The 25,489-nt window shown below is 45.7% G+C and carries 21 protein-coding genes; 13 read left to right on the top strand and 8 right to left on the bottom strand.

Translation table 11 applies throughout. The annotated features are described in order from the left end of the window. Positions 1-20: 20 nt before the first annotated feature. Positions 21-851, top strand: a complete 831-nt coding sequence (locus L4C42_RS10070; protein WP_429760355.1) for an alpha/beta fold hydrolase — start codon at positions 21-23, stop codon at positions 849-851. Between the two features lie 306 nt (positions 852-1,157). Here the strand turns inward: L4C42_RS10070 and L4C42_RS10065 are convergent, their stop codons facing one another. Beyond that, entirely contained in the window at positions 1,158-1,802 is a 645-nt protein-coding gene (locus tag L4C42_RS10065; protein WP_429760353.1) for a hypothetical protein, read from the bottom strand. Positions 1,803-1,951: 149 nt separating this feature from the next. Between L4C42_RS10065 and L4C42_RS10060 the strand changes: the two genes are divergently transcribed. From L4C42_RS10060 to L4C42_RS10050, 3 genes are all read left to right on the top strand, one after another. Further along, positions 1,952-2,479, top strand: a complete 528-nt coding sequence (locus L4C42_RS10060) for a DNA mismatch repair protein (RefSeq protein WP_429760351.1) — start codon at positions 1,952-1,954, stop codon at positions 2,477-2,479. Positions 2,480-2,519: 40 nt separating this feature from the next. After that, positions 2,520-3,401 carry a LysR family transcriptional regulator gene (locus L4C42_RS10055; RefSeq protein ID WP_429760349.1) on the top strand — a complete coding sequence of 294 codons (882 nt, stop codon included), beginning with the start codon at positions 2,520-2,522 and terminating at the stop codon, positions 3,399-3,401. A gap of 126 nt (positions 3,402-3,527) precedes the next feature. Beyond that, complete coding sequence (locus L4C42_RS10050; RefSeq protein ID WP_429760347.1) at positions 3,528-4,619, top strand: alkene reductase; 1,092 nt, start codon at positions 3,528-3,530, stop codon at positions 4,617-4,619. A gap of 38 nt (positions 4,620-4,657) precedes the next feature. On the opposite strand, the gene L4C42_RS10045 is transcribed toward L4C42_RS10050, so the two are convergent. The 4 genes from L4C42_RS10045 to L4C42_RS10030 form a co-directional block, all read right to left on the bottom strand. Then, positions 4,658-5,704 (bottom strand): S66 family peptidase, encoded by a 1,047-nt coding sequence (locus tag L4C42_RS10045; RefSeq protein WP_353499967.1) that lies wholly within the window; start codon positions 5,702-5,704, stop codon positions 4,658-4,660. 117 nt (positions 5,705-5,821) lie between these two features. Beyond that, positions 5,822-7,861 (bottom strand): heparinase II/III domain-containing protein, encoded by a 2,040-nt coding sequence (locus tag L4C42_RS10040; protein WP_418642726.1) that lies wholly within the window; start codon positions 7,859-7,861, stop codon positions 5,822-5,824. Further along, on the bottom strand, positions 7,858-9,291 hold the full coding sequence (gene uxaC, locus L4C42_RS10035) for a glucuronate isomerase (RefSeq protein ID WP_353499965.1): 1,434 nt from the start codon (positions 9,289-9,291) through the stop codon (positions 7,858-7,860). Before uxaC ends, L4C42_RS10040 begins: the two co-directional genes overlap by 4 nt. Positions 9,292-9,386: 95 nt before the next feature. Continuing rightward, positions 9,387-11,153: a sodium:solute symporter family protein gene (locus L4C42_RS10030; RefSeq protein WP_353499964.1), complete on the bottom strand. Its 1,767-nt coding sequence runs from the start codon at positions 11,151-11,153 to the stop codon at positions 9,387-9,389. 592 nt (positions 11,154-11,745) lie between these two features. On the opposite strand from L4C42_RS10030, the gene L4C42_RS10025 reads away from it, so the two are divergent. The 5 genes from L4C42_RS10025 (at position 11,746) to L4C42_RS10005 (ending at position 19,360) form a co-directional block, all read left to right on the top strand. Further along, positions 11,746-13,512: a sodium:solute symporter family protein gene (locus tag L4C42_RS10025; protein ID WP_353499963.1), complete on the top strand. Its 1,767-nt coding sequence runs from the start codon at positions 11,746-11,748 to the stop codon at positions 13,510-13,512. A gap of 112 nt (positions 13,513-13,624) precedes the next feature. Then, positions 13,625-15,619 (top strand): glycosyl hydrolase family 28-related protein, encoded by a 1,995-nt coding sequence (locus L4C42_RS10020; protein ID WP_353500165.1) that lies wholly within the window; start codon positions 13,625-13,627, stop codon positions 15,617-15,619. Between the two features lie 211 nt (positions 15,620-15,830). Further along, complete coding sequence (locus tag L4C42_RS10015; protein ID WP_429760343.1) at positions 15,831-17,009, top strand: alginate lyase family protein; 1,179 nt, start codon at positions 15,831-15,833, stop codon at positions 17,007-17,009. A gap of 13 nt (positions 17,010-17,022) precedes the next feature. Then, positions 17,023-17,697, top strand: coding sequence for an oligogalacturonate-specific porin KdgM family protein (locus L4C42_RS10010; RefSeq protein ID WP_353499961.1), 675 nt, complete (start codon positions 17,023-17,025; stop codon positions 17,695-17,697). 73 nt (positions 17,698-17,770) lie between these two features. Continuing rightward, positions 17,771-19,360, top strand: coding sequence for a methyl-accepting chemotaxis protein (locus tag L4C42_RS10005; RefSeq protein WP_353499960.1), 1,590 nt, complete (start codon positions 17,771-17,773; stop codon positions 19,358-19,360). Between the two features lie 19 nt (positions 19,361-19,379). Here L4C42_RS10005 and L4C42_RS10000 read toward each other — a convergent pair whose 3' ends face one another. From L4C42_RS10000 to kdgR, 3 genes are all read right to left on the bottom strand, one after another. Next, the gene (locus tag L4C42_RS10000) at positions 19,380-20,099 is read right to left on the bottom strand and encodes a 3'-5' exonuclease (RefSeq protein WP_353499959.1); all 720 of its coding nucleotides are present in this window, start codon (positions 20,097-20,099) and stop codon (positions 19,380-19,382) included. Between the two features lies 1 nt (position 20,100). Beyond that, entirely contained in the window at positions 20,101-21,969 is a 1,869-nt protein-coding gene (locus tag L4C42_RS09995; RefSeq protein WP_353499958.1) for a DUF294 nucleotidyltransferase-like domain-containing protein, read from the bottom strand. 87 nt (positions 21,970-22,056) lie between these two features. Beyond that, positions 22,057-22,839: a DNA-binding transcriptional regulator KdgR gene (gene kdgR / locus L4C42_RS09990; RefSeq protein WP_353499957.1), complete on the bottom strand. Its 783-nt coding sequence runs from the start codon at positions 22,837-22,839 to the stop codon at positions 22,057-22,059. Between the two features lie 258 nt (positions 22,840-23,097). Here kdgR and kduD point away from each other — a divergent pair, with 258 nt between their 5' ends. Genes kduD through L4C42_RS09970 form a run of 4 tightly spaced genes read left to right on the top strand, consistent with a single transcriptional unit; the run spans position 23,098 to position 25,405 of the window. Then, positions 23,098-23,859 (top strand): 2-dehydro-3-deoxy-D-gluconate 5-dehydrogenase KduD, encoded by a 762-nt coding sequence (gene kduD / locus L4C42_RS09985; protein WP_268678337.1) that lies wholly within the window; start codon positions 23,098-23,100, stop codon positions 23,857-23,859. Between the two features lie 15 nt (positions 23,860-23,874). After that, entirely contained in the window at positions 23,875-24,399 is a 525-nt protein-coding gene (locus L4C42_RS09980; RefSeq protein WP_353499956.1) for a YgjV family protein, read from the top strand. 10 nt (positions 24,400-24,409) lie between these two features. Continuing rightward, positions 24,410-24,730, top strand: a complete 321-nt coding sequence (locus tag L4C42_RS09975) for a cupin domain-containing protein (protein WP_353499955.1) — start codon at positions 24,410-24,412, stop codon at positions 24,728-24,730. A gap of 39 nt (positions 24,731-24,769) precedes the next feature. Beyond that, the gene (locus L4C42_RS09970; protein ID WP_112477805.1) at positions 24,770-25,405 is read left to right on the top strand and encodes an RpiB/LacA/LacB family sugar-phosphate isomerase; all 636 of its coding nucleotides are present in this window, start codon (positions 24,770-24,772) and stop codon (positions 25,403-25,405) included. The last annotated feature ends 84 nt before the right edge of the window (positions 25,406-25,489 follow it).

The following is a 25,489-nucleotide window of genomic DNA, read 5'->3' as shown; positions in this document are numbered from 1 at the left end:
ACGTAAGGTGGGAGGTAACAATGGAACAACGACGGGTTATTGAAGACATTGATGTTCATATTGAAGGCGATGGCGAGCACACCATAGTGATGATTCATGGCTGGCCGGATACCTATCGTTTGTGGGATAGCCAAGTTGAGCAGCTTAAGTCGCGCTATCGCTGTGTTAGATTTTCGCTGCCGGGTTATGAGCTTGGGCAGCCACGCCAATATCATGACTTAGACTCTATGTTGACTCTGTTCGATACCATCATAGAGTCCATTTCAAAGGGCAAGCCGGTGACCTTGTTGCTTCATGACTGGGGCTGCGTGTTTGGCTACCAATATGCGATGCGCCATCCTGAAAAGGTGAATCGTATTGTTGGCGTGGATATCGGTGATGCGAGCTCAAAAGACTTAGTGCTCTCGGCGAAAGCTAAAGCAATTTTACTGGGTTACCAGCTATGGTTGATGCTGGCATGGAATCTAGGAGGAAAAGTTGGCGATTGGATGACGCGAAAAATGGCGACAATTTTCGGCGCTCCTGGCGAAATCTCTCGTATCCATTCTGGTATGAATTATCCCTATCATTGGCGCTGGAGTAGTGTGTTCATGAAGCGCGAACTGGGAACGAAGCCGCTTGATATTCAGGTACCTTTCTTGTTTATCTACGGAAAAGACAAAGTAGGTATGTTTCACTCAAGTCCATGGCAGAGAAAAATGGCTGACATTGAAGGCAACAAAGTGGTGGGATTGTCCACTCATCACTGGGTGATGGCCGAACAGCCTGAGGAGTTCAACCGCATCGTTGGGCAATGGCTTGTCGAATCGGATGCTTTATTGGCGCCATTAGATCTGCAAAATACAGCCTAGCGAACGAAGTTACTATTCCATTTAAATAACTAAATCCCCTGTCTTTAACGCCGCTGCTCCTGAGTTTCGCGGCGTTTTTTTATTTGAGTCTTGTTTCAGGAGGAGGGTGTTGTCTGTGGAGATACCGAGATTCTTGTCTACACTCAATAGACTTAACTTAATAAACGATTCAAAGGCTGGCTAAAGGGAATGCAATTCACTATTTTTGCGATGGCGGGGCTTATTGTCTCAAACCTTGTGTACCTTCCTTTTGATAAGCTTTGGTAATGCAGCGATGCTTACTGTCCATTTCTGGATGATAAGAAGCTAAAAACCAGTCGAGTACTTAGCCTCAATCTCGGCAATTTTCTTTTCTATATCTTTAAGTTGCTGTTTGAGCCGAATAAGCTCAGCCTTGTCATTTGGAGTGACGGCGAGCTTGATCGTTCCAACCCCACAGGCATCTCTGGTGGCTTGGCTAAATCGGGTAAACCCAGTGAGCGATACCGAGTATTCAATAAACTGACTTTGGTCTTTGTTGGCGGCTCGGATATCCACCGTGCGGCCTTCCTTACTTTGTAATATCAGTCGATTGATTAGCGCCAAGTTTTGCTTGTCGGCTCTCACAAATCCAGACTCTTTGCTGTTTGAGAACAGTTGCCCTTCAAAAGCCAGCGGTTTGTTATTGTCGACTTTAAATACCAAATCTACTTTGGCGTTTTCTTCATCCAAGTCTTGAGCAAGGCCGAAGGTGATGAGCAACTTCGAACGATCATCGCAGCGAATACCGTAAGTGGTAAATTTATCTTCAACCAGATCACCAAACCCCCACACCCTGTGGGTTTCGATGCGGTCAAACTTATCAATATTGTGCTCGTTGAACCAGCTTGCGCTAGCTGCGAAAGGGGTAGAAGCAACAATGATGAACAGTAGTTGATATAGGGTCAGTTGGTACATTTTTAATTGATGCATAGACACTTGATACATGGCCACTCGGTTGGTCTCACTCGGTGAAATCGCGGTTACGCTGTTATAAGGTTAGGTACCTGATTGATTTTATGCCAGTTGTGTGACGAATCACGATTGTTGCCTACACTGAATAAAAACGGAGGGAGATAAGGATGACACGAACATTACTGCCGCCAGCTTGGGTGATGGTCTCCATTGGTCTTATCCTTAATGTGATGGCGATTGTGCTTTCAAGCCAAGTGCTGGACAAAATGTCGAGCGATATTGCTTTAATACAGGAGCGTAAAGAGGCAAATCTATATTCGATGCAGCTCGCGTGGAACCAAGTAGAAACTCTGGAAAGAAAGCGCGAAGCATTGCTTCTGCACCTTGATGGTGATGATATTGATACTGATATTTCGGATATGTTGAGAGGGCACCTATCTCAATGGGTGACCGCTCAAGTTCCGCCGATTCATCGTAAGCACCTGCCTGAATTGATGGCTGTGATTAATAGCGCGCAAGATACGCAAAGGGATTTGATTGATGGGCTCTATCTAGACAATTTGGAGCTCTCAGAAACGTTAGCAAGCGTCGAAGAAGACATGGCGTATTACAAAAACATCGCAGTGTTTCTGCAAATTCTCGGACTGGCGTTGATTTTAGCCCGTGATCTTTCTCGCCGATCATTGCCGAATTGATATACTCTAAGGCATCACTTTTGCAATTTATGAAATAAACATGCTTACTCGTTCTGATGATCTGGAAATATTACTCTCTGTTGTCGATAGTGGTGGTTTTTCTGCTGCGGCAGAGGTGCTCGACATTCAAGTTGCGAAGGTGTCTCGCAGTGTGAGTAAGCTTGAGACCCAACTTGGGGTGACGCTTTTAAACCGTACCACTCGCCGTATTGAACTCACCGACGAAGGTCGTCAGTTTGTCGAGGGTGTCCGTGAAGGACTGCGTATTCTTCAGCAGACCGAAGAGGAGATTGTGGCTAGAGGTGAGCTGCCAAAAGGGCGATTGAGAGTGGATGCTGCAAGTCCATTTGTACTGCATCAACTGGTGCCACTTATCGCTGAGTTTAATAAAGACTATCCAGATATTGAGCTTGAGCTCACCTCCAACGAAGGGTTTGTTGATTTGCTTGAGAAGCGCACCGATGTTGCGATTCGTATTGGTAAATTAACTGACTCAACGTTGCATGCTAAACCGCTAGGAAAGAGCCTGTTGTATCTCGTCGCGTCACCCGATTACCTTGCACAGCGTGGCTACCCTAAATCGACTGCTGATCTGAGCACTCACAGTTTAATCGGCTTTGTCGGTGCAAAGGTACTTAATCAATGGCCATTACCGGGCAACCCTACGATTCAGCCAAGTATGGTATCGAGTAACGGTGAGACGGTGCGCCAACTTGCTTTAGCAGGTAATGGAATTGCGTGTATGTCGGGCTTTATGGTCAAACAAGATATTGAAGAAGGGCGCTTGGTGCCACTTTTTGAGTCAGAAAAACTCACTACGACGGGGCGCGAGCAAGTCAACGCCGTCTACTACCGCTCATCGTCGGTCGCGCGCCGCATTACGGCGTTTATTGAGTTTATCCAGCCTAGACTATCGCTGTAGTTTTTATTCCCTTCTTTTTTCTGGTGGCTTTTGCATTTTTGACAAAAGCCATTTGCGATTATTGCTCTCAATCTAGAGGTCACTCGCCGTTAAAATGTCCCCATTACGATATTGAGGGCATACGACATGATCTTTTCTGATTTCAACTACGGCCAACTTGAGCTAAGCAATCGCATCGCGATGGCACCGATGACCCGTTCTCGCACCACTCAACCGGGTGATGTGCCGAATGACATGATGGCGACTTACTACGCACAGCGCGCGAATGCAGGTCTTATCATCACTGAAGGTGCGCCGATCTCGGCCATTGGTCGTGGTTACTCGATGACCCCGGGTATCTATACCCAAGCGCACATCGATGGTTGGAAAAAAGTCACGAAAGCGATCCACGACCAAGGCAGCAAAGTATTCATTCAGCTTTGGCACGTAGGTCGTCGTAGCCATGAATCCATCACGGGTGAACAGGTTTTGTCTGCGTCGGCGATTAAAGAAGCTGACCAAGTATTCGGTCCGCTACCAGAAGGTGGCTTCGGTATGATTGAAACTGGCGAACCTCGTGCAATGACTGAGCAAGATATTCAGCAAACTATTGCCGATTATGTGCAAGCCGCGAAAAACGCGATTGAAGCGGGCTTCGACGGTATTGAAATCCATGCAGCGCACGGTTACTTGCTTGATCAGTTTATGCGACTTTCTAGCAACCAACGTACTGACCAATATGGTGGTTCTCAAGAAAACCGTATCCGTTTACTCGTTGAAGTGATGCAAACGGTGGTGAATGAAATCGGTGGTGATAAAGTCGCGATTCGTGTTTCGCCACACGTCATGGAAGGCTTTGCCGAAGAAGATCCAGAGATTGTCGAAGTGGTGAAAAAGGCACTTGTTGCGCTGGCTCCAATGAATCTTGCTTATGTGCATTTCTCTGAAAATATCTCGCGTTATGTTGAAGCGCCAGAGTCTTTCCGTAAAGAGGTGCGCGACATTTACCCGAACCCAATTATGATTGCAGGCAAGTTGACGAAAGAGAGTGCTACGGTTCTGCTTGAAAAGAACTACGCCGACCTTGTGGCATTTGGCACACCGTATGTGACCAATCCAGATCTTGTGGCGCGTTTCAAAAACAACTGGCCACTGGCTGAGTTTGATGCCGATGCAAGGCTGAGCTTGTATGGCGGTGATGAGAAAGGGTATATCGATTATCCAGAATACAGCGCTTAAACGTGTTTAGAGCCTCTTTGTGAGGCTCTTTTGCTATTTTATGGTGCTAAAGTCTGGGTAATTGAGCCAATGTGTTCCTCTGACTTGGCGCTAAGCGATACGGATGCCAGTGCCCCATTGATTAGCGTTAAGTTAGGCGGCTTGTGGCCAATATCGAGATCAATCATTACTGGAATAGGGAGATCGCCGAGGTATTGTCTTAGACACTCGTAATAGCTGAGGCGATTCGAATCGGTTTCATCTGGTGCTGCACTACGGCCGATAAGTAAGCCGTTAATGCATTCAAAGACGCCGCGATATTCCATGCTTAGAATGCTTCTAGCCACTTCCGTTGGCGGCATTTCTGCATTCTCTAAGTAAAGAATAAGACCCTCAGGCTCGCGTTCTGACATCGCTTTAAGATCGAGGTACTCCGTGCCAAAAAGATGTGAGAGAGTATCCCAGCACCCGCCAATGAGTCGCCCTTGAATAGTGTCCCCGTGGGAAGGCTTTGTCAGCCATTTCCAACATGTTTTTGTGTCTAGCTCAAGGCCAGATTCCGGAGCGTTTACGAAGTCAGGCCAACAACTCGCATAGTGCTCAAGCGCCTCTTGAGTGAAATTGCCTCCACTCGGCGTTGCAAAATGTTGAAGCGTACTTGAAGTGAGAGGATCGATAGCATTGGGCGCGAGATCCATCAGGTTTGAACAATGCCCAGTTGCCCAGCCAAGTTTGCAAGCAAAGGTCGCCGATATTGTGCTGACATCGGAAAATCCCAGAATCCATTTAGGGCGAGCCAGCTTGAGTCTTTCAAAATCAATCAGCGGCAGTAGCTCCATCGCAATCTCGCCGCCCCAAGGTGGGTAGATCGCATCAATGCTGTCATCAAGTAGCATCGACATCAGTTCTTCGGCTCTTTGTTTTGCCGAGCCACTGACATGTTTTCCTTGGTCGTATAAGCAGTCTCCAACCACTATGTTAAAGCCCTGCGACTTGAGGTGATTGGTGACGCATTCAAAACGAGCATTGTGTTTGGGTGAAATACCGGATGAGAATGCGGTGATACCGAAGGTACTGCCTTTGGTTAGAGGGTTGGGGTATTTCATTGATGGCTCCAGCTTAGATGTATTAAAAACCAGAGTAGCGATTTTGTGTATTGGTCACAAATAGTTAGCGGGTTTTCTAGGATGAAGCCAGCTCTCGTTAAAGAGCTGGCCTTAGTATTACTCGCTGAGTGCTAAATTGTCGCTTTCAGGCTGCCAACTGCGAGTTCGCAAAGAATGAGAATGTAAGTTGTAGGTGATTGTGGTTTTGTTGCCACTTTGGTTGATACTGAATGTAATTTCGGTGTCGCTCCAAGAGACGTCCTCAAGTAGAAGCTCTCCATTTTCCGATAGGTCGTGAAGTACCATGGTGTTTAATGCGGTCGCATTGGAGCGAATCAAGGTGTATGCAAGGTTTGATGTTGCTGGGTTATCTGGCGCTTCACCAATCAAGACATCGCACGACGAACTGAACACCATCTTCTGGTTAAATGGTGTTTGTCCTTCAATGGCATAGCGATGGGAGTGTGCTGAAACCGAACTTAACTGACGTGTATTTGTCATCCGGTTCAGTGCGCCCGGCAGCGGGTTGGAGCAATTGTTAAAGCCATCCGTGTCGGTGTGCTCACCACGAATGTGGTAGGTCAAATCCAACTGTTGCTGATGTGGGTTGGCAATCAGGTTTGCTTCTACATACGCTTCTCCAACACAGAACAAGACACGTCGGAACATAATGTTCTGATAGGCCTTGCTATCCCACTGCTCGATAGTGTGACTATCTACTTCTGCTGGCGGTTGGTTCCAATCGGCAAGCGTATCTATGACTTTGCAAATAGGTGAGTCAGAGAAGTGAAGCAACGTAGGGTCGATTGGCGATTGGTTCTGTTGATTCACAACGAGGGTGTTATGCGTGGCGGTATTCTTGTAATAGCCGTAATGCAGCTCTGCGCCATATCCGGTGGTGCCGAGATCGGGCAGGATCTCTTTGCCATTGCGAACAATGATCAAGCCTAATCGATCGTAGTGATCGTGTTCGCCACCATATGGGCTGTGCTTGAGAAGCAGTGAATGATCATTGATTTGGTCGTAATGAATTGTCACGCCCGCCTGAGCTGTGTGGATAGATTGACATTGCAGTGGTGCACCATCTGGAAGTTCATCCACACCGTAAAGTAGTGCATCGATGTTATCCCTAGAGATATTTTGATAGATGCTGGTTAGAACACTCGCAAACTCATCACAAGGGTACTGCGCGTAGGCAAACTCAAACAGATGTGAATGTGTAATGCGTTCTTGGCCAGCAATACAGTCATTAAGACGCGGGAAGTCACCGGTATTCAGCACCAAGTTAAGTGGGAACTTGAGCATCTTCAGAAAGTTAGGGTTAGAGCTTACAGAATGAGGCGTCGAGTAGGCGATCTTTTCAAAGTTCAACAACGCCTGTAAGGCATAGTAATGATAGTGAATCGAGCCTTCAAACCACATTCCTTCTTCTGAACAGCCGTGGTTTAGCTGATAGTGGATACCGTAGTCAGTATTCAGAGCAAAATCGATGTAGCGGCTTTCTTCCAAGATAAGCCCAATCACACCAATCGTGGCGTTGATTTTCATCTCATGGTTGTGGAGCTGATCAGTTCGGTACTTCATCAAAAACTCAGCCCCTTCGCGAAGTAGGCGCTGTTCGATATACGACTGCTCGTCTGGCGTCAGTTGCTCACGAACAAAGTCATAACCGCGAGCAAGATCTAAGTGACAGTTTGCCTCGCATAGGGTTTGCGCATTGGCTTTACCTGGGCCGTTGTAAGGGATACCACCATGGACTTCGTAATCCGGATAGTATTTAGCGGATTGAAGTAGGATGTCTTTTACCTTATCGAAGAAACGTTGCTCACCGGTTAGATTCCACAGCAAGCCTAGATCGTAGCACGCTTTTGCATTCAGGCCATTTAGCCATCGCCACCAAGCGCCGTCATAAGGTTCCCCTGTGAACTCTTTGCCGTCAACAGGGCAGCAGTGCGAGAGGGGCTTTTCACGATCCCACGTTAGGCGGACGCCATGTTCAGGGCAAAAGTAATAGAGGTTCCAAGTCGCACGGCCATCAGGCGGAACCAAGGTGTCACTATTAAGCACAACACGATTGTCGTCGATAAGTTGGGCGATGGTTTGCTCAGAGGCGTGCTGTTTGATGGATTGAATTTGTTGTTCGCTAAACTGGATCATTGAGCATCTCCTGTGAGTTTAGATTGAGGAAAATTAAAGTAGCGCTCTGCGTTGTAATAACAGATGTTTTCGATGGTTTCTTTGAGCAGACCGTCACTACTTGGAAGCTCGCCATTTTCAACCCATGATGCGAGTTGGTTGCAGAGTACACGGCGGAAATACTCGTGACGACTCATGGAAAATACGTTGCGAGAGTCGGTTAACATACCGATGAATCGACCCAATGCGCCCAAGTTCTTTAATGTGGTCAGCTGCGCTTCCATGCCGTCTTTATGGTCGTTAAACCACCATGCCGCGCCAAATTGGATTTTTCCAGCGGCGGAGTCACTGTCTTGAAAAGCGCCAGCAATACAACTGAGTAACGCATTGTGATTCGGATTGATGCTGTAGAGCACTGTCTTCGGTAGCTGGTTGGTTAAGTCTAATTGACTGAGAAGCTGGGTTAGATTTTCGGCAATGAGGCGATCATTCATCACGCTAAACCCAGTACCACCGCCAAGCTCCTGTTTTCTGCGCTCGTTGACATTCACCAGCACACCAATGTGGAGCTGCATTGCCCAGCCACGGTTGTGATAGTGTTGACCCAGTTGGTTGAACAGATAAGAGCTAAGCTGTGTGGTTTCGGTATCTTTGAGGACTTGCCCGGATAGCAGCTTCTCAAACAGTTGTTGAGCTGCTTTGTGTGAGCAAGGAACAAAATTTACCTGAGTGAGCCCAATATCGGACAATCGGCAGCCTGCGGTATGAAATGCTTCGATTCGCTTTGAAATCGCGTTGAGGAAGTCATTGATGGAGGCAATATGAAGAGCGGTGATTGTGCTCAGTTTATCAATCATACTGCGAAAAGCACTTGGCGAGCCAAAGGCAAATAGGTCGTCTGCTCTGAAAGTCGGGAGTACTTCAACGTCAAAATCGGACTCGGCAATCAGTTTGTGATAGCCAAGATCGGAGAGCGGCGAGTCTGTCGTGCAAAGGGTGGTGACGTTGCACTGCTTCAACACACTTTGGGTCGTGAGTCTTGATGTAGCAAGCTCGGCTTCACAGTGCGACCAGATAGCATCGCAATTGTCTGGGTTTAATAGGTGTGAGCAGTTGAAGAATCGCTCCAGCTCTAGGTGAGACCACTGATAAAGCGGGTTTCCGAGCAGATAAGTAGCCGTTTGACACCACTTTTCGAACTTTTCCTTATCGGACGCTTCGCCTGTTATGTAATGTTCTTCAATCCCATTGCTGCGCATCGCTCGCCATAAATAGTGATCACTATGCAGCCAGCATTCAGCGATGTTCTCCGCACGATGATTTTCCCATATCTGTTTTGCATCTAGGTGATTGTGATAATCAATAATCGGCATAGCTTTGGCGTAGTCATGGAACAAGCGGCGAGCCAAATCTGAGGTTAAAAGAAAATCGTCGTGGATGTATTGGTTCATGGGTTTGATCTCGAAATACTTTTTTAAAACGTAGTGGTGACTAGTGGATTGCTAAACGCAAAATAGGGGCTGGTGGCCAGCCCCTTGTCACTACGTTAACTCTGAGTTTGCAGGTTAAGTACTTTGGTTTCCTTGGCGCTTTTTAGCAGCAAAGCACCTACGGTCAGTACCACGCCGCCACAGAACAAGAATGCCATGCGACCCCAGAATGGATTTGGTATCAGTACCATAGTGGTAACCAGCACACCGAAGATCAAGATTAGCTTACCAAGCATGCTGCGCTGTTGGCGATCGACTGCATCTTGTCCTTCTTCCTCGATGACAGGCGTTGCAACGTCAGTCCAAAACTCGTTGAGTTCCGTTTTACGCTCGCCTTGTGGCTCTTTGTAGAACTTAGTGGTTAGGCAGAAGAAACCGCCAGTGAATACAAGGTGGCCGATGATGCCATTCATTACCATCAAGTCTGATGCCTCACGACTAGTGAAGCCGCCCTCGATACCTAGAAGGTTTGCGATAACATCTGGTGTGATGACAAAACTCACCATGTAAGAGACCACCATACCGACAGCTAGCGTAGCCCAAGCTGCCCAATCCGGCGTCTTCTTAATGAACATGCCAAAGAAAAGCGGTACTAGGATAGGCATTTGTAGCAATGTACTTACGTACATCATGGCATCAAATAGGCTCAATCCACGGAGTGAGTTGATGAATAAAGCAACTGCGATAATCAGCGCGCCAAACACCATAGTGACGCCTTGGCTTACACGCATCAGTTTTTTCTCAGATGCATTCTTGTTGATGATTGGGCTGTAGAAGTTACGAACAAATACCCCTGCGTTACGGTTTAGACCTGAGTCCATTGAAGACATGGTCGCGGCAAATACAGCAGACATAAGTAAGCCAACCATACCCACTGGCATAACTCGCTCAACGAACACGAGATAAACGGCATCAGCGGCTTTACCGCCAAGAGCGTCAGCGTGTGCAAGTGCTGCATCAGGGTAAAGGACTGCTGTTACCCATGGCGGCATAAACCAAATAGCAGGACCAATCAGCATAAGAGCAAACGCAAGCAGCGCTGCTTTACGCGCATTGGTTGAGTCCTTTGCAGTCAAGAACCTGTAAGAATCTTGCATATTGTTAATGTTTTGAAGCTGCTTAACAAACATGAAGATGAACCAAGCGACGAACAGTAGCGGGTAGTTCATGTTCGGCCCCATAACAGAGTCTGCTGGGAACTGCTCAATTAAGTTACTTGGACCTCCAATCTTGATGAGAGCTGCAACCGCACACACGACCGTCACCGCCATGATCACGACCATTTGAACAAAGTCCGACGCAACCACACCCCAAGAACCACCGATCACGGAAATAAATAGAACAATCAGGCCGGTGATGACGATGGTCGTTTCGATGTCGACATTGAACACGGCACTAACAAACAGCGCTAGACCGTTTAGCCAAATACCGGTGTAAACGATGCTGGTTGGCATCGTTGCCCATGTAAATACCTGTTCATTTGTCGTACCAAAGCGGCGACGAACCCCTTCTACTGGTGTCACAACACGCATTTGACGGAAACGGTAGGAGAAAAACAGCCAAGACAGCAAAAAGCCAAATGCGTTGGCCATGAAAATGACCATAATAGGGAAGCCATCGGTAAAGGCTTTACCTGCTGCCCCAGTGAATGTCCAAGCACTAAACTGGGTCATGAAGGCTGTTGAGCCCACCATCCACCACAGCATTTTGCCGCCCCCGCGAAAGTAATCACTGGTGGAGCTACCTGCTAGACGCTTGAATATGACACCTACAGCGATCATGAAGACGAAGTAGACACCGACAACAACAATGTCAATATTCATTACACTTACCTCTAAAATGAAATTACTTAAATCAAAAATTAAAACACTGGTTCATTATTGCTTTAAGTGTGTCTCTATTGCCAAAAAACTGTGCGTTTTTGTGATGAATGAAACGGTTTTTCATTTTTTTAGTTCGTGGATGATGTTTTGAATGTTGGATTTTGCTCTTCGTAGGGTCTTCTCTTCTCATAAGTCGCTAAAGTCACAGTGTGTTTGAGGTGTTCAACAGCAAAAGTTCATTAATCCGTAACGTTGTAATACATATCGTTTGACGTTTTTGTGGGCCTGCGCCTATTCAAGATTTGGAAGCCTTCAGTGGCGTTGATTCTGAGGGGACACTCATCTAACAAAGCGAGTACAAGTGCCCCAATGGCCATTAGTTTGACCTACCTGTAACTATATCAGTAACTATCTTTCACCCCTTCTGCACATTCTTTGATCGCGTTAACACAAAACTACTTCGTCAGACATAATTAGTTACATAGGTCACATAATGGCCGGAATGATCTTTATAAAAACAGTATTTGCCAAATAATGAAACGGAGTTTTAAAAAATTAATCTTAGAAAAATAAAGTGTAAAAGGAGTTCAGAATGAATGTCGATATGCTCGTCGTGGGCGTTTACTTTATCTTTATGATAGCGATAGGCGTGATCTTTAAACGTTTCGCGGGTAGTTCTACCAGTGACTACTTTAGAGGCGGCGGTAAAATGCTCTGGTGGATGGTGGGTTCAACAGCCTTCATGACCCAGTTTAGTGCGTGGACTTTTACTGGAGCCGCAGGTAAAGCTTTTACCGATGGCTTCCCAATTATGGTTGTATTTATGGCCAACGCATTTGGTTTCCTGCTTTCTTGGTTATTTTTTTCGTACCGTTTCCGCCAAATGCGTGTAGTAACACCGATTGAAGGCGTTCGTCGTCGCTTTGGTGCTACAAACGAGCAGGTATTTACTTGGGCGACTATGCCAACCAGCATCGTTTACACCGGTATTTGGTTGAATGGTTTGGCACTGTTTGTTAGCGCGGTATTCAAAGTAGATATCGAGACAACCATTGTTGTCACCGGTCTAATCGTTCTGTTTATCTCTGTTATCGGCGGGGCTTGGGGTGTTGTAGCATCCGATTTCGTTCAGATGGTGGTCATCATGGCGGTAACGGTCGTGTGTGCGGTTGCAGCCCTGATTAAGATTGGTGGTCCAACCAACCTTATCGAGCAGTTCCCGGCAGATTCGATCATGGGTTCAAACATGAACTACCCACTGCTGTTCGTGGCATGGTTCATCTTCATGTTTGTTAAGCAGCTCCAAAACATCAACAACATGCAAGACTCTTATCGCTTTCTGACGGCTAAAGATTCGACCAATGCGCGCAAAGCAGCATTACTTGCATTTGTTCTTATGCTGATTGGTCCAGCGATTTGGTTCCTACCGCCTTGGGTAACGGCAGTCATGTACCCAGACGCAGCAACTGTTCACGCAGCAGAACTGGGTAGCAAAGCAGCGGATGCGGTTTACTTGGTATTCGTTGAGAATGCAATGCCAGTTGGTATGGTTGGTCTGCTTATGTCAGCGGTATTTGCGGCAACCATGTCTTCAATGGACTCAGGCCTTAACCGTAACTCTGGTGTCTTTGTTCGCAACTTCTATGCGCCAATCCTGGATAAAAATGCTGACGACAAGAAACTGATGCGCGTGAGCCAAATCGTCACTATGTGTTTCGGTGGTCTGATTATTCTCGTTGCACTGTTCATCAACTCGCTTCGAGGATTGAGCCTATTTGATGCCATGATGTACGTTAGTACATTGCTGCAGATGCCAATTCTGGTACCACTGTTCTTCGGTATCTTCATTAAGAAGACGCCAGATTGGGCCGCATGGGCAACACTGGCCGTCGGTATCGTAGTGTCTTATCTTGTTAGCTTTGTGATTACTGCAGATGTGGTAGCAAACTGGCTGAACTTAGACACGCCATTTACAGGCCGTGAAGCGAAAGACCTTAAGGTTCTGCTAGGCATCATGGGTCACCTATTTATTACTGGCGGTTTCTTCTGCCTAACAACTCGATTCTACAAAGAACCTGCTGGCGAGCGAGAGTCTGAACTCACTGAGTTCTGGAATGATGTCGCGACGCCAGTAGTAGAGGAAGAAGGTCAAGATGAGCTAGATCGTCAACAGCGCAACATGCTAGGTAAACTGATTCTTGTCTTCGGTGTTCTAGTGACTCTGATGGTGCTGATCCCGAATCCATTCTGGGGACGTATGGCCTTTGTCTTCTGTGGTGCGGTTATTGTTACGGTAGGTAGTTTACTTCTCAAGAGTGCAAAGCAAGCAGATAAACTAGCAGCCAGCACCGCCACTTAGCCTTTTAATACCCCTATTGAGGAGCTACGCAGTTCACAGTAGCTTCTCTTTTTTTAAAACCACCAATCAAGAAATAAATCTATAAACACGGAAGGGAGATCCAAACGTGAAAATGAACGTGAACACACTTGCCATACTTATTCCTCTAACCCTATATAGCGCCTCTGGTCTTTCTGCTCCAGGATATAAACAAGGCGCAGTGTTACCTACGACATTTCAAAATACTATCTACGCAGTTGAACACGGTGTCATCGCCGATGATGGCATTGATGATTCTGCTGCGCTACAAGCCATCATCGACCACGAGGTTAACGCTTCTACGAGTAACAATACGGTGATAGTACTGCCAAAGGGTACTATCAACCTTAGTGATGAAATCCATATCGACAAGTCAGGGCTGGTTATCAAGGGAGCGGGAAGCGATCCTGCTACGGGGACTGAAATTGTCGTCAAGTCTTGGTCACCTTATGGTGTGGATGCGAGCAATGCGCCTGACTTTGATAAGAAATACTGGCCTGGTTTTGGCGTATTTCGTGTCGAAACTCGAGAGAAGCATGTTAAAGAACCTGCTTACGAAGGGAGCGTCAACTTTCACTGGAAACACAGTATTGAGTTTGCACAACCTGCAAAAATGGGTGACACCACTATTTTCTTAGAATCCGGAAAGGCTGGTGAGTTTAGTCAAGGAGATCTTATTTATGTCGGTGCCGCTAGTGACAAAGCATTTTTGGATAAAGGGCAAGTACCAGAATCGAGAAGAAGCGGTAGTCATATAAAAACCGGTCACATGCGTACACAGATTTTTAAAGTGGCGGCGGTGAATACTGGCAACAATACCGTCACCCTTGATGGCGCTTTGGAGTTCGATATCCCGCTAAACAATGAGAGTGGTTATAACAGCCGAGTTATGCCAATCAGTGCGGTAGAAAACTTTGGCCTGCAAGACTTCTTCCTGATTATGGATACAAAAGGCAGTCATTGTGAAGGCTACAACCGCAACCAATTTTCGGCTAGTAACCCCAATGGCGTCTTGTATCGATATGAGAATGTATGTGCACAAGATGCAATTCACGGCATCATTCTCAAGTGGGCATACAACGGCTGGGTTGATAATGTCCATATCGACATGATTGGCTCACACCCTATTGTTAGTGAGTTTGCTAAAGCGGTAACTATCTCCAATAACATGATTGACGGGTCGTGGAATAAAGGTGCTGGTGGCAATGGGTATGTTCGTGGCTCTAAGCTATACAACAGCTGGATTCATAATAACGATATTCGCAACATTCGACACCTAGCCCTCCAGTGGTCTGCGACCGGAAATGTTGTTGAGAACAATACACTCAATGTTGATATGAACTTCCATGGGGGCTGGGAGCGCAACAACTTAGTTCGTTATAATGACATTGCCGTACCGTATGAGCATCGCAGTTGGTCAAATGGGACGCCAGAGTCGGGAGCAACCTGGCAACCCATTTGGGTTGGGTCGGGCGACCATGCAAGTAAGTGGTCAGGGCCAACCGGACCAAACAATGTTCTAGTTAACAATACGCTGAAGAAGGCAAAGAACTCGGGTGCCAGTATTACTCGCTGGGGGCTGTTTGATGAGCCTGATGTAGAGTATGCGCTCAATTGGGATGGAAGCAATTACCAGCATCTCAATATTAATGGAGAGCCAATAGCAACTTGGAATCAAACATTGGCAGAGGGCGTGCATCAACAGATACCAACCTCTGGTGTCACTGTTGCTGGAGGTTCTTGGCCTCCAGAGGGGGTTGACCCAGAAGAGCCGGTTGAGCCCGTTGATCCACCCGTATCTGAAGGGTGTGATGCCGTAGCCCAATACAGTTGGGGGCAGAAAATGGAGTTGGATCTATCCCAAGCAGCCTGTTTAGCGATTGATAGAGATCTCACAGGGAAAACCGTACAAGTATGGGATAGTGATGCAAATAGTAACTGTGATTTCAGGGGGACGTTATCCAGTGTTGATGGCAGCGGTTCAATTAGCGTGACATCAAACTATGTGAGCGGTAACACTCTCTCAGGCAAGTTAGTGAAATTTAGTGCAAGAAATAACTGTCAGTATGTGAAATTTAGATCTTATTAGGTTTTATTTATCTAAAGTAATATAAATCATGGGGTTCTTTTGGAGCCCTTTTTTTATTTATATTGGCCAAAATTAACGTGGTGTTGGTAATTTTGATTGAAATCACAATTATCACTTTTTCTATGTGCTCTACCTAATAAGATGATCTCGATCTTACTTTTGAACCGATGTTTCAATTAACATAAGTTCAGTTCTAATAAGGAGATTAATGATGATTAGTAAAAGTATGATTGCTATTTCCCTCGCTCTATCCTGGGGAGCAGTAGCGGGTAATGTCGACTTTATTTCATATGATTCATCGGCGCTTGAATATAACAAGCAACATCTAACGATGAAACAAGGTTCTATAGATACATTAGTTGCAAAAGCAGATAAGGCGCTTAATGCCGCAATAGATCCGGTGACGAATAAAACTCTATTACCAGCCAGTGGTGACAAACACGATTATTTTAGCTTTGGCCCATACTGGTGGCCGAACCCAGATACTGAAGATGGCTTACCCTATGTGCGCCGTGATGGTGAATATAATATGGCCACTAAAAGCGCAGCGACGGACAAACAGCGTTTTATCCGCTTTGCCAAAGACGTGACAGACCTGAGTCTCGCCTATTACTTCACGGATAATCAAGCATATGCAGACAAAGCGAAAGCTCAGCTTAGCGCATGGTTTGTTGATCCAAAAACACGAATGAACCCTAACCTCAACCATGCTCAAGCAATCCCTGGAATTGTTGATGGGCGTGGTATTGGCATTATTGATAGTCGCTTACTTATCCCAGTGCTGGATAGTATCAACATCTTGCAAGAGCAACTGGATCCAAAAGACTATCAGGCCATGGTTGTTTGGTTTAGTGAATTTAACCAATGGCTTCTAACCAGTAATCATGGTTTCGAAGAGGATAATTGGCACAACAATCATGGTACGTGGTATGACGCACAAGTGGCTGCTTTTGCCATTTTTGTCGGGCAAGAAGATATTGCAAAGCAGCGCTTGAGAATCACGCAAATGCGCCGAATCGGCAGTCAATTTGATATGAATGGTCGTCAACACGGAGAGTTAGAACGGACTCGCCCTTGGCATTATTCAAACTTTAACCTAGAAGCCTACAGTCATCTTGGTCACTTTGGAGACAAGCTTGGCATCGACGTTTGGAATTATGAAGTTGATAAGCACTCTTTAGCAAAAGGTTATCAATATATCGCTAAACATGCTAATCAACCTGATAAGTGGCAATACAAAGAATTAAAAGGCTTTGATGGTTCCAAAGCCTATGTGAATTTGCTTTATGCGCAGAAAGCATATGGTGAGTCGGTATTTACCAACGCTATTTCTGAGCTGAGTAAAGAAAAAGTAAATAGCAAAAAAGTTGCAAATCTACTATTCAAATAAAAGGAATTAAACTGTGTCTAAGGTCTATAAAATAGCTACAACTGCGGTTGTGGCATTGCTTGCTAGTGCCTCTATTTCTGCGGCATCTCTCGATTTTCGTCAAGAATATAAACACGAAAGTGAAACATACGCTAGTCGCGTGAAGCTTGGGGCTGGCGTTGGGAATATGTATTTTGGCGTTGAAGCGATGCAGAAGGGGAAACCATTTTCAGAATGGCAATCGAAAGGCAATGAATTCGACTTCGGCTACAAATACAAAATTGATGATCATTGGATGCTTATACCAGGTATGCCAATTACGTTCTTCCCAGGTCACGTGACTTATAAGCCTCAGCTTCGTGCTCAGTACTCTTTTGATTCAGGGTTTGTTACTAAGCTTCGCTATCGGCATGAGTTCCGTAATTTCTCTGATGATCGTTCTTCTGAACAGAAGAGTAAAGTCACGGCTAACCTTGACTACAAATACAATGGTTTTCAGTTTGGTCTAGAGGCGAACTATGAGAAAGGTTTGGATGATCAAGTGTTATTCGACAACGGTGACACCAACTGGGATGCAGTATTCAAACTTGGCTACAAAGGCGAAGACTGGAGTTGGCGCCCATATGTTGAGTTCGCCAATGTTTCGGTATCGAGCTCTTCAAGCGATCGTCAGCTACGAAGCCGTATCGGCATTACTTATAGCTTCTAGACGTATGCTGTAATTGATTGTCTGTATGGCCACGCTAGATTGTTAGTGTGGCCATTTTTTATAGTGAGGGATCATGACATTGATAAAAAAGGGCGCACTGCTGCTGATTACAGCGATGTTGGGTATCGCGTTGATTGTGTTTGTAAGTTTGGATTCCATAAAAACATCTTTAGTCGAAACCAAAAAGCATGAGGTAGCATCGTTACTCTCGTTTGCAAAGAAACAAGCATCGGATGCCATCAAGCAAAGCCGCTCCCCGGAAGAGGCTGAGCAACGCGTCATTGCAGCGTTGTCTACCTACCGTTTGGGCAACGCTTACATTTGGGCTAATGACCACAATGCTATCGCCCGCGTGCATGTGCGTGGCGACAAACTTGGGGCGTTCCAAAGCTCTTATGCTAGGCATGTAAACCTGCTGAAGGATAAAGCGTTCAACTATGTTGTCGGCGAGGTGAGTAAGCCAAACTCGTCGGAAAAGGTGACCAAGGTGAGTGCGATTACCATGATCCCAGAGCTGAAGTGGGTGATGGGGCTGGGGATATACATGGACGATGTTGAAGAGAGTTATCAGCAGCTTGTGACACGCCTTTTGATCTATAGCAGCGGTATCTTAGTGGTGATATTGCTGATAAGCGGTCTCATTGCGCGTAGTATTTATCGGTCTGTAGGCGGTGAGCCGAGTGTCGTTGTTTCGTTAACCAAGCGTATAGCAGATGGGCACTTATCTCAGCCTGTTACACAGTCTGTACCACAAGGCAGTATTTTGGAGTCGGTTCGCCAGATGCAGGCTTCATTGAAGCGGTTTGTCGATAAAATCAGTTCGGTTTCGGTGATGATCAACCAGTCTACCGATAGCCTAGATCGCAATATCGGCGCGACGACGGAAAGCTTAGGTCAAATCCGTTCGATTTCAGATGACACTCTCAACTCTATGAAGGCTCTCGAACTTAGTATCGAGGAAATCAATATAGGTATTGATAAGGCACAATCGAATAGCTTTCAGTCTCAATCATTGTCGGAGGAGGGAGCCGAGGCGATTCAATCCATGGACGGCTCGGTGGAGGACATTCGTACTAGCCTAGATGGTTCGCTGCACAGTTTTGGTCTTTTAGAAGCCAAATACGAGCAGATAACAGGGGTTGTTGAGGTGATCCAAGGTATCGCTGAACAGACTAACTTGTTGGCGCTCAACGCAGCCATAGAAGCCGCGAGAGCGGGCGAACAAGGGCGTGGTTTTGCTGTGGTCGCTGATGAGGTTCGAAGCCTAGCGGCTAGGACATCTGATGCAACGGTGGAAATATCTAAAATGAGTGAGCATATCTTGTCGGAGTCTGAACATGTTTCCAATGACTTGAGAGGGCTACTCGAAAAAATCTCGCAAAGCGAGGCCAAATCTGAACAGGTTGGTGTGATTTTCAGTCAAGTTAAGCAAGGTGCGAGTGATGTTCAGAGTATTGTAGCTGATTTAAAACAGTCGACGAAAAATGAGTTGGCCATTTCTGAGCAGGTTTATCTATACATTGAGCAACTGCTCAAAGTTCAAGAAGCAAACTTGAATCGAATTGAGCAGTTTTCATTGAGCTCCATTGAACTCAAGCGGTTATCTGACGACCTACAATCTAACAGCCATGGATTTGAAAAAGAGCGTGTAGTGGCACGTTAAAAAACAGCTGCGTTGTATTTTAAGGTCGATAAATTACCTCACTGAGCGGACGATGGCAGAGCTTTAGCCTTTTGACTTGTGCTAAAAATAGCTCTGCACATCCTAGTGCATCACTGGCCGCTGAGTGAGCGTAATAATCTGGTAAATTATAATGTTGCCGTAGGTCATCGAGTTGAAAGCTGGAATGTCCTCGATTTTTCCCTAAGTAGCTAAATCGTTTCTCAAGCAGCAATGTGTCTACCATGTAACAAGGTAGCTTTTCAATTTGGTAGCACCTTTTGAGATATGACGACAAAAAGCCATACTCAATACCTGCGCTATGGGCAATGATGGTTTTACCCCGAAGATGTTCGATCAATCGATCGAGCGCAAGCTCAGCATCAACGCCTTGTTCTCGAACTTGGGTTGGCATAATTTCATGAACGACGGCGCTTTCTGGGCGAATAGTCACATCTTGTCGCAAAATCACTTCATTGACACTGGTTAAATCAATTTCTTCGTAGTTTAACTCCACCGTTCCAATAGACAGGATCCTATCAGAGTCTGGTTCTAGCCCCGTCGTTTCAAAATCTAGGGCGACAAATTGTTGCTCGGACACTGGGCGCTGTGCGTTAGGGAGAGGATAGGCAAAGTAATGCTCTAGTGCATGAGAAGGCCAGTGTTTAGCCTGCATGGATTGGTGCAGAGCTTCGATGTTATCGCCTTTAGAGAAGAGCTTTTGTAGGGTTTTGGCCAACATATTAGAACCCGCTTACAAATTTGAGTTTAGCGACATCCTGCAACTCACTAATGATCTTGAACGCGTCTTTTAGGTGCTTACGTTCAAAACTGCTGAACTCATCAGGGCGGATGTTGTTGTCTGGGGTATCGCCACGCACTTGGGCGTTGAGTTGGTGTCTAAACCTAACCTGCATCAGAAAACGGTAAGCGCCAATGATGTTATCGCAGCTGTCTTGAGACAATGTACCTTGCTCGACGGCATATCGAAAACGCTCTTCAGTTCCTGTTAAAGAGCCTCCGGCGGCTAGGCTGTATATGCGAGCGAGATCGATAATAAGGTTCAGAGCAAACTTTTTGATGTTGAGTGACTTGGTATTGTTGCCACTTTTCTCTAGAACTAGGCTGTTAAAAATACCAAGTGGTGGTGAGGTTTCGATGGCATCGCGTGTCAATGCTGGGATAAATCGAGGGTTTGCATGAATAGTCTGGTGTAGGTGGTTTTGAAGCGTATCGACAAGTTCCGCATTGCCGTAGACGCAGCGTATCTCCATGAAGACACTGATACTGAGCAGTTTGTTGTATTCAGGACTGGCCACCCATTTCGTATAGTAGTCCTTCCAGCGACCTACGTTCTGGTTCCATTTGGCTGTAGCGGCCATGTATTTACCGCTGCATAAAGGGTAGCCAACGGCGGCGAGTCCATTACATACGCGCATAGCAAAGTAAGCGAAGTAGAACCGGTCACTCTCGGTTGCATCTTCTGCGAGAACCAAAGCATTGTCTTGATCCGACAGCATGTGCACTTCGTTTCTCGCATGGGAGCCAGCAACCATCCATGCATAGTCACATGGTGGTGGCCCGAGCACCTCTTCGGTTAGTTGGATTATTCGCCTATTGAACGCATCCATGATCATCGACATGACCTGTCCATGAATCTCGGCACTCACGCCACTTTCTACTAAGGCTTGGAAAATGGTTTCCTTTTCATCTCGAAGATTTGCAAGGGCAGTTATCGAGTTCGCATACTTGATCTTTTCAATCAAAAATAGTGACTGAGTTCGATGGTTGTGAACTAAGTGAGTGGTAGTCAATAAGCCCTTTACTTCGTGATTGGCAATGACAGGTAGACAGCGAATGTTGTACTGCAGCATAAGTGAAATCGCTTGAATTACTTTGTCTTCGCTGTTTATCAAGATTGGATTGCGAGTCATGACTTCATGTATCGGTCGATGGGTATCCACCTCTTGGGCAACAACATGTTGTGTCATATCTCGGTCTGTGACTAAGCCAACAATTTCACGTTCTTTTAGTACGACAGCACATGAACTGCGGCGTTTGCCACACATGCCTTTGGCGACATCAATGATTGAGTCGTTATAGTCAGAGACTGTGATATTTTCGCTAGCTACTTCACCAACAGTACGAAAAAACAGGCTTTTGTCTTCTTTATTGACGATCGAGCGTATCGCAGAGTGTAAACGTGTTTTGGCCGTAGCCGCAAAGTAGTCTTTGATCTCGGGGTGCTGTTCGCACGTTTCTTGGATGTTGGCGTGCGGTATGAGATAAAGCAGCGAGTCTTCAATCGCTTCTGCTCGATAGCCATCTTCAGCTTCTTTAAGCGGCTCTAGGAAAGTGAATCCAAATTGATCTTCCTCTCCAAGGCGAGCTCGTAACTTATTGATCTGGGTTCGCTGCTCAATAGCACCTTTTCGAATCACATAGAGGTAACGTTTCTCGCACATGGAATGAAATTCAATACTTTCTCCCTTGGCGAGGTATTTGACGGTCACCGCGCTGGCCAATGATTCAACGACGGGTTTTGGAAGAAGATCGAAAGGGTCGAGATGAATCAAGAAATCAAGAATATTGTTTGAAGCTGAGGTTCCCATGTTAATCCCTTAAATGAAATGGCGTTTCAATAAAATATCTGATGGCAAAAAAAGCAGCACGTGTGCTGCTTTTCTTCTTTATCAATGTCAAATAGGGTACTTATGGTAGCCTAAATGCTCAGAGACGTTACGTCCTGCTGTATGAAGAAGAGCGATATACTCTTGTTTACGGCTTTCCTCGAATCGAATAGTAGGGAATGAAACTGAGATAGCCGCAATAGGAGCGCCAAATCGGTCGTAAACCGGAACCGCAATACAGCGTAGTCCTGGCTCTTGCTCTTCATTGTCTTCACCAAAGTGTTGCTCACGAACGAGGTTCAACTCTTTAAGCAACTGGTCTACGTTTTCGTGCGTATGTTGCGTGTGTTTCTTAAACTCAACGTCAGCCAATAGATTTCGCACTTCCTGCTCATCCATATGAGACATGAGTACTTTACCAATTGCCGTGCTGTAAAGCGGATTGCGGCGACCGATGCGTGAGTGCATACGCAGATGGTAACTAGAGTCAATTTTGTGCAGGTAGATAATGGAATCTTCGTCAATGGAGCCTAGGTGAACAGTCTCATTGATTATCTTAGAGATTTTTGCCATCTCAGTATTGGCAAGGTCAATAAGATCGACATGCTCTAAAGCCTTTGAACCTAGCTCAAACAATTTTAATGTCAGTGCGTATTTATCGGCTTCCCCTTCCTGCTCAACAAAACCGAGTGTCTTCATCGTTTGCAAAAAGCGATAGGTTGTCGCTTTGGACATCATCAAACGTTGAGAGAGCTCTGATACACCGATTTCTTTTTGATCAGCCAGCGCTGAGAGAATGTTAAATACTTTTAGTACTGACGATACGGCTTCTGGTTGAGTTGATTTTTCCATTTCACGCTCTGAGTCATTTTCAATAGTTGCAGATTATACCTGACATACTTGAGTGAGTCAGTAGTTTCGAAAAGGCTTTTCATTAATTTAAAACCAGTATGTGAGACGACCGTCACATTCAAGAGAACTAAATTAAAAAAATAAAACGCAATTTCAAAAATAACTTTAAGGTGTGTCATTTTTTGTGTAATGTAGATTTCAACAGAGTGAACACCCCCTTTATTTGTTCACCACACATTTATTACAAAGGAACAGACTATGATTCTTGATTCGTTTAGCCTTGAAGGCAAAGTAGCAGTAGTAACTGGTTGTGATACTGGCCTTGGTCAAGGTATGGCTCTTGGACTTGCTAAAGCAGGTTGCGACATCGTTGGTGTTAACATTGTTGAACCGTCAGAAACGATTGCGATGATGGCGGAGACAGGTCGTAAGTTTATTGATATTCGCGCCAACTTAATGAAGCTAGACGACATTCCAGGCATCGTTGATCGAGCTGTTACTGAGTTGGGTCGCATTGACATCTTGGTAAACAATGCAGGCATCATTCGTCGCAATGACGCCATCGACTTCTCAGAGCAAGATTGGGATGACGTGATGAATATCAATATTAAGTCGGTGTTCTTTATGTCACAAGCGGTTGCAAAACAATTTATTGCTCAAGGCCAAGGCGGAAAAATCATCAACGTGGCTTCAATGCTGTCATTCCAAGGTGGTATTCGCGTACCGTCTTACACCGCTTCAAAGAGTGGTGTGATGGGAGTGACTCGCTTGATGGCCAACGAGTGGGCAAAAGAAGGCATCAATGTTAATGCGATTGCACCAGGTTACATGGCGACAAACAACACAGCAGCGCTTCGCGCCGATGAGAAGCGTAACGCTGAAATTCTAGAGCGAATTCCGGCTGACCGTTGGGGCACGCCTGAAGACTTAGCTGGCCCATGTGTATTCTTGGCATCGAAAGCATCTGACTATATCAATGGCTACACTATTGCCGTTGATGGTGGTTGGCTGTCTCGTTAACTGGATTGAGAGAAGATGATTGACCTATTTTCTGTCGGTCAGGCATTGGGTTTTTTGAGTTTTGGGTTAGGAATCTCCACCTTTTACCAAAAAGATGACAGGCAGCTCAAAATTTCGATGTTGGCTTTTAATATCAATCATCTTCTCCACTTTTTATTACTAGGTTCAACCGTTTCAGCTGCCGCCGCGGGACTGTCGGCAGCCAGAACGTTGGCGTCGATACACACTCGCTCCAAACTTGTGGCGGTGTTTTTCATTGTTGTTGCTGGTGGCTTTGGGTACTGGATTGCTGATGGTATAGGGCAATTGTGGTCAATATTTGGCACTGTGATTGGAACATTTTCTATGTTTGTTCTCAGCGGTGTGGCAATGCGTATTGGCTTTTTGCTGGGCGCCACATGTTGGCTTATCAACAACATACTGGTTGGCTCAATTGGTGGCACGTTACTGGAAGCGACGATTATAGTGACGAACCTAGTGACCATTTATCGTTTACGTAAATCAAGTGATTTAGTGGTTAGCAAATCACAAACACAATAGGCTTTTACACATGTTCGTATTTAACAAAGATATACAGTTAGAAGATTTAGGTGAAGGTGTAAGTCGCAAGGTACTTGCACACAACGACAACATGATGTCGGTTGAAGTCCACTTTGAGAAAGGTGCGGTTGGTGCTATGCACTCTCATCCTCATGAGCAGCTAACATATGTACTGTCAGGTGCTTTTGAGTTTACGATTGGTGAGGAAAAGCACATCGTCAAGGCGGGCGACACTATGTATAAGCAGCCAGATATTGAACACGGCTGTGTGTGTGTTGAAGCGGGTGTGTTAATTGATACGTTCACACCAATGCGCAAAGATTTTGTTTAAGATTTAACTATTGACGAACCTTTTCGTCGGGGAATTACTATGAAAATTGCACTAATGATGGAAAACAGCCAAGCACCTAAGAATGCTATGGTTGCAGCGGAACTGAACTCTGTAGCAGGTGGCCTAGGTCACGACGTATACAACGTTGGTATGACAGATGAAAACGACCATCACCTGACTTACATTCACCTTGGTATCATGGCGAGCATTCTTTTGAATTCAAAAGCAGTGGACTTTGTCGTTACTGGTTGTGGCACAGGCCAAGGCGCGTTGATGGCAAGCAACCTTCACCCTGGCGTGGTATGCGGTTACTGCCTAGAACCCTCTGATGCATTCCTTTTCAACCAAATCAACAATGGTAATGCTATTTCATTGGCCTTTGCGAAAGGCTTTGGCTGGGCTGGTGAGCTGAACGTTCGTTACATTTTCGAAAAGGCATTTACTGGTGCTCGCGGCGAAGGCTACCCAGTTGAGCGAGTTGTACCTCAGCAGCAAAACGCTGCGATCCTTAATGATGTTAAGGCTGCTGTTTGCAAAGACGTTGTAGCGTCACTAAAAGCGATTGATCAAGATCTCGTTAAGCAAGCTGTTGGCAGCGCTCAGTTCCAAGAGTGTTTCTTTGCAAATTGCCAAGTGACTGAGATTGCTGAATACGTTCGCACTTTGATTGACTAGTTTGATTTGATTCCAAGTAACCTCAGAACTCCTTGAATCCTTGTCTCTGGGGTTACTTTTATCAAACATTGCACCACCTAGTAA

Source organism: Vibrio wakamikoensis (genome assembly GCF_050337275.1).
GTDB classification, from domain to species: domain Bacteria; phylum Pseudomonadota; class Gammaproteobacteria; order Enterobacterales; family Vibrionaceae; genus Vibrio; species Vibrio chaetopteri.
The sequence above is the reverse complement of the archived record's forward strand: the minus strand, read 5'-3'. Positions and strand labels throughout refer to the sequence as shown.

Coding starts and splice junctions, on each gene's coding strand:
- L4C42_RS10070 (WP_429760355.1), top strand. CDS start 21: ATGGAACAACGACGGGTTATTGAAGACATTGATGTTCATATTGAAGGC.
- L4C42_RS10065 (WP_429760353.1), bottom strand. CDS start 1,802: ATGCATCAATTAAAAATGTACCAACTGACCCTATATCAACTACTGTTC.
- L4C42_RS10060 (WP_429760351.1), top strand. CDS start 1,952: ATGACACGAACATTACTGCCGCCAGCTTGGGTGATGGTCTCCATTGGT.
- L4C42_RS10055 (WP_429760349.1), top strand. CDS start 2,520: ATGCTTACTCGTTCTGATGATCTGGAAATATTACTCTCTGTTGTCGAT.
- L4C42_RS10050 (WP_429760347.1), top strand. CDS start 3,528: ATGATCTTTTCTGATTTCAACTACGGCCAACTTGAGCTAAGCAATCGC.
- L4C42_RS10045 (WP_353499967.1), bottom strand. CDS start 5,704: ATGAAATACCCCAACCCTCTAACCAAAGGCAGTACCTTCGGTATCACC.
- L4C42_RS10040 (WP_418642726.1), bottom strand. CDS start 7,861: ATGATCCAGTTTAGCGAACAACAAATTCAATCCATCAAACAGCACGCC.
- uxaC (WP_353499965.1), bottom strand. CDS start 9,291: ATGAACCAATACATCCACGACGATTTTCTTTTAACCTCAGATTTGGCT.
- L4C42_RS10030 (WP_353499964.1), bottom strand. CDS start 11,153: ATGAATATTGACATTGTTGTTGTCGGTGTCTACTTCGTCTTCATGATC.
- L4C42_RS10025 (WP_353499963.1), top strand. CDS start 11,746: ATGAATGTCGATATGCTCGTCGTGGGCGTTTACTTTATCTTTATGATA.
- L4C42_RS10020 (WP_353500165.1), top strand. CDS start 13,625: ATGAACGTGAACACACTTGCCATACTTATTCCTCTAACCCTATATAGC.
- L4C42_RS10015 (WP_429760343.1), top strand. CDS start 15,831: ATGATTAGTAAAAGTATGATTGCTATTTCCCTCGCTCTATCCTGGGGA.
- L4C42_RS10005 (WP_353499960.1), top strand. CDS start 17,771: ATGACATTGATAAAAAAGGGCGCACTGCTGCTGATTACAGCGATGTTG.
- L4C42_RS10000 (WP_353499959.1), bottom strand. CDS start 20,099: ATGTTGGCCAAAACCCTACAAAAGCTCTTCTCTAAAGGCGATAACATC.
- L4C42_RS09995 (WP_353499958.1), bottom strand. CDS start 21,969: ATGGGAACCTCAGCTTCAAACAATATTCTTGATTTCTTGATTCATCTC.
- kdgR (WP_353499957.1), bottom strand. CDS start 22,839: ATGGAAAAATCAACTCAACCAGAAGCCGTATCGTCAGTACTAAAAGTA.
- kduD (WP_268678337.1), top strand. CDS start 23,098: ATGATTCTTGATTCGTTTAGCCTTGAAGGCAAAGTAGCAGTAGTAACT.
- L4C42_RS09980 (WP_353499956.1), top strand. CDS start 23,875: ATGATTGACCTATTTTCTGTCGGTCAGGCATTGGGTTTTTTGAGTTTT.
- L4C42_RS09975 (WP_353499955.1), top strand. CDS start 24,410: ATGTTCGTATTTAACAAAGATATACAGTTAGAAGATTTAGGTGAAGGT.
- L4C42_RS09970 (WP_112477805.1), top strand. CDS start 24,770: ATGAAAATTGCACTAATGATGGAAAACAGCCAAGCACCTAAGAATGCT.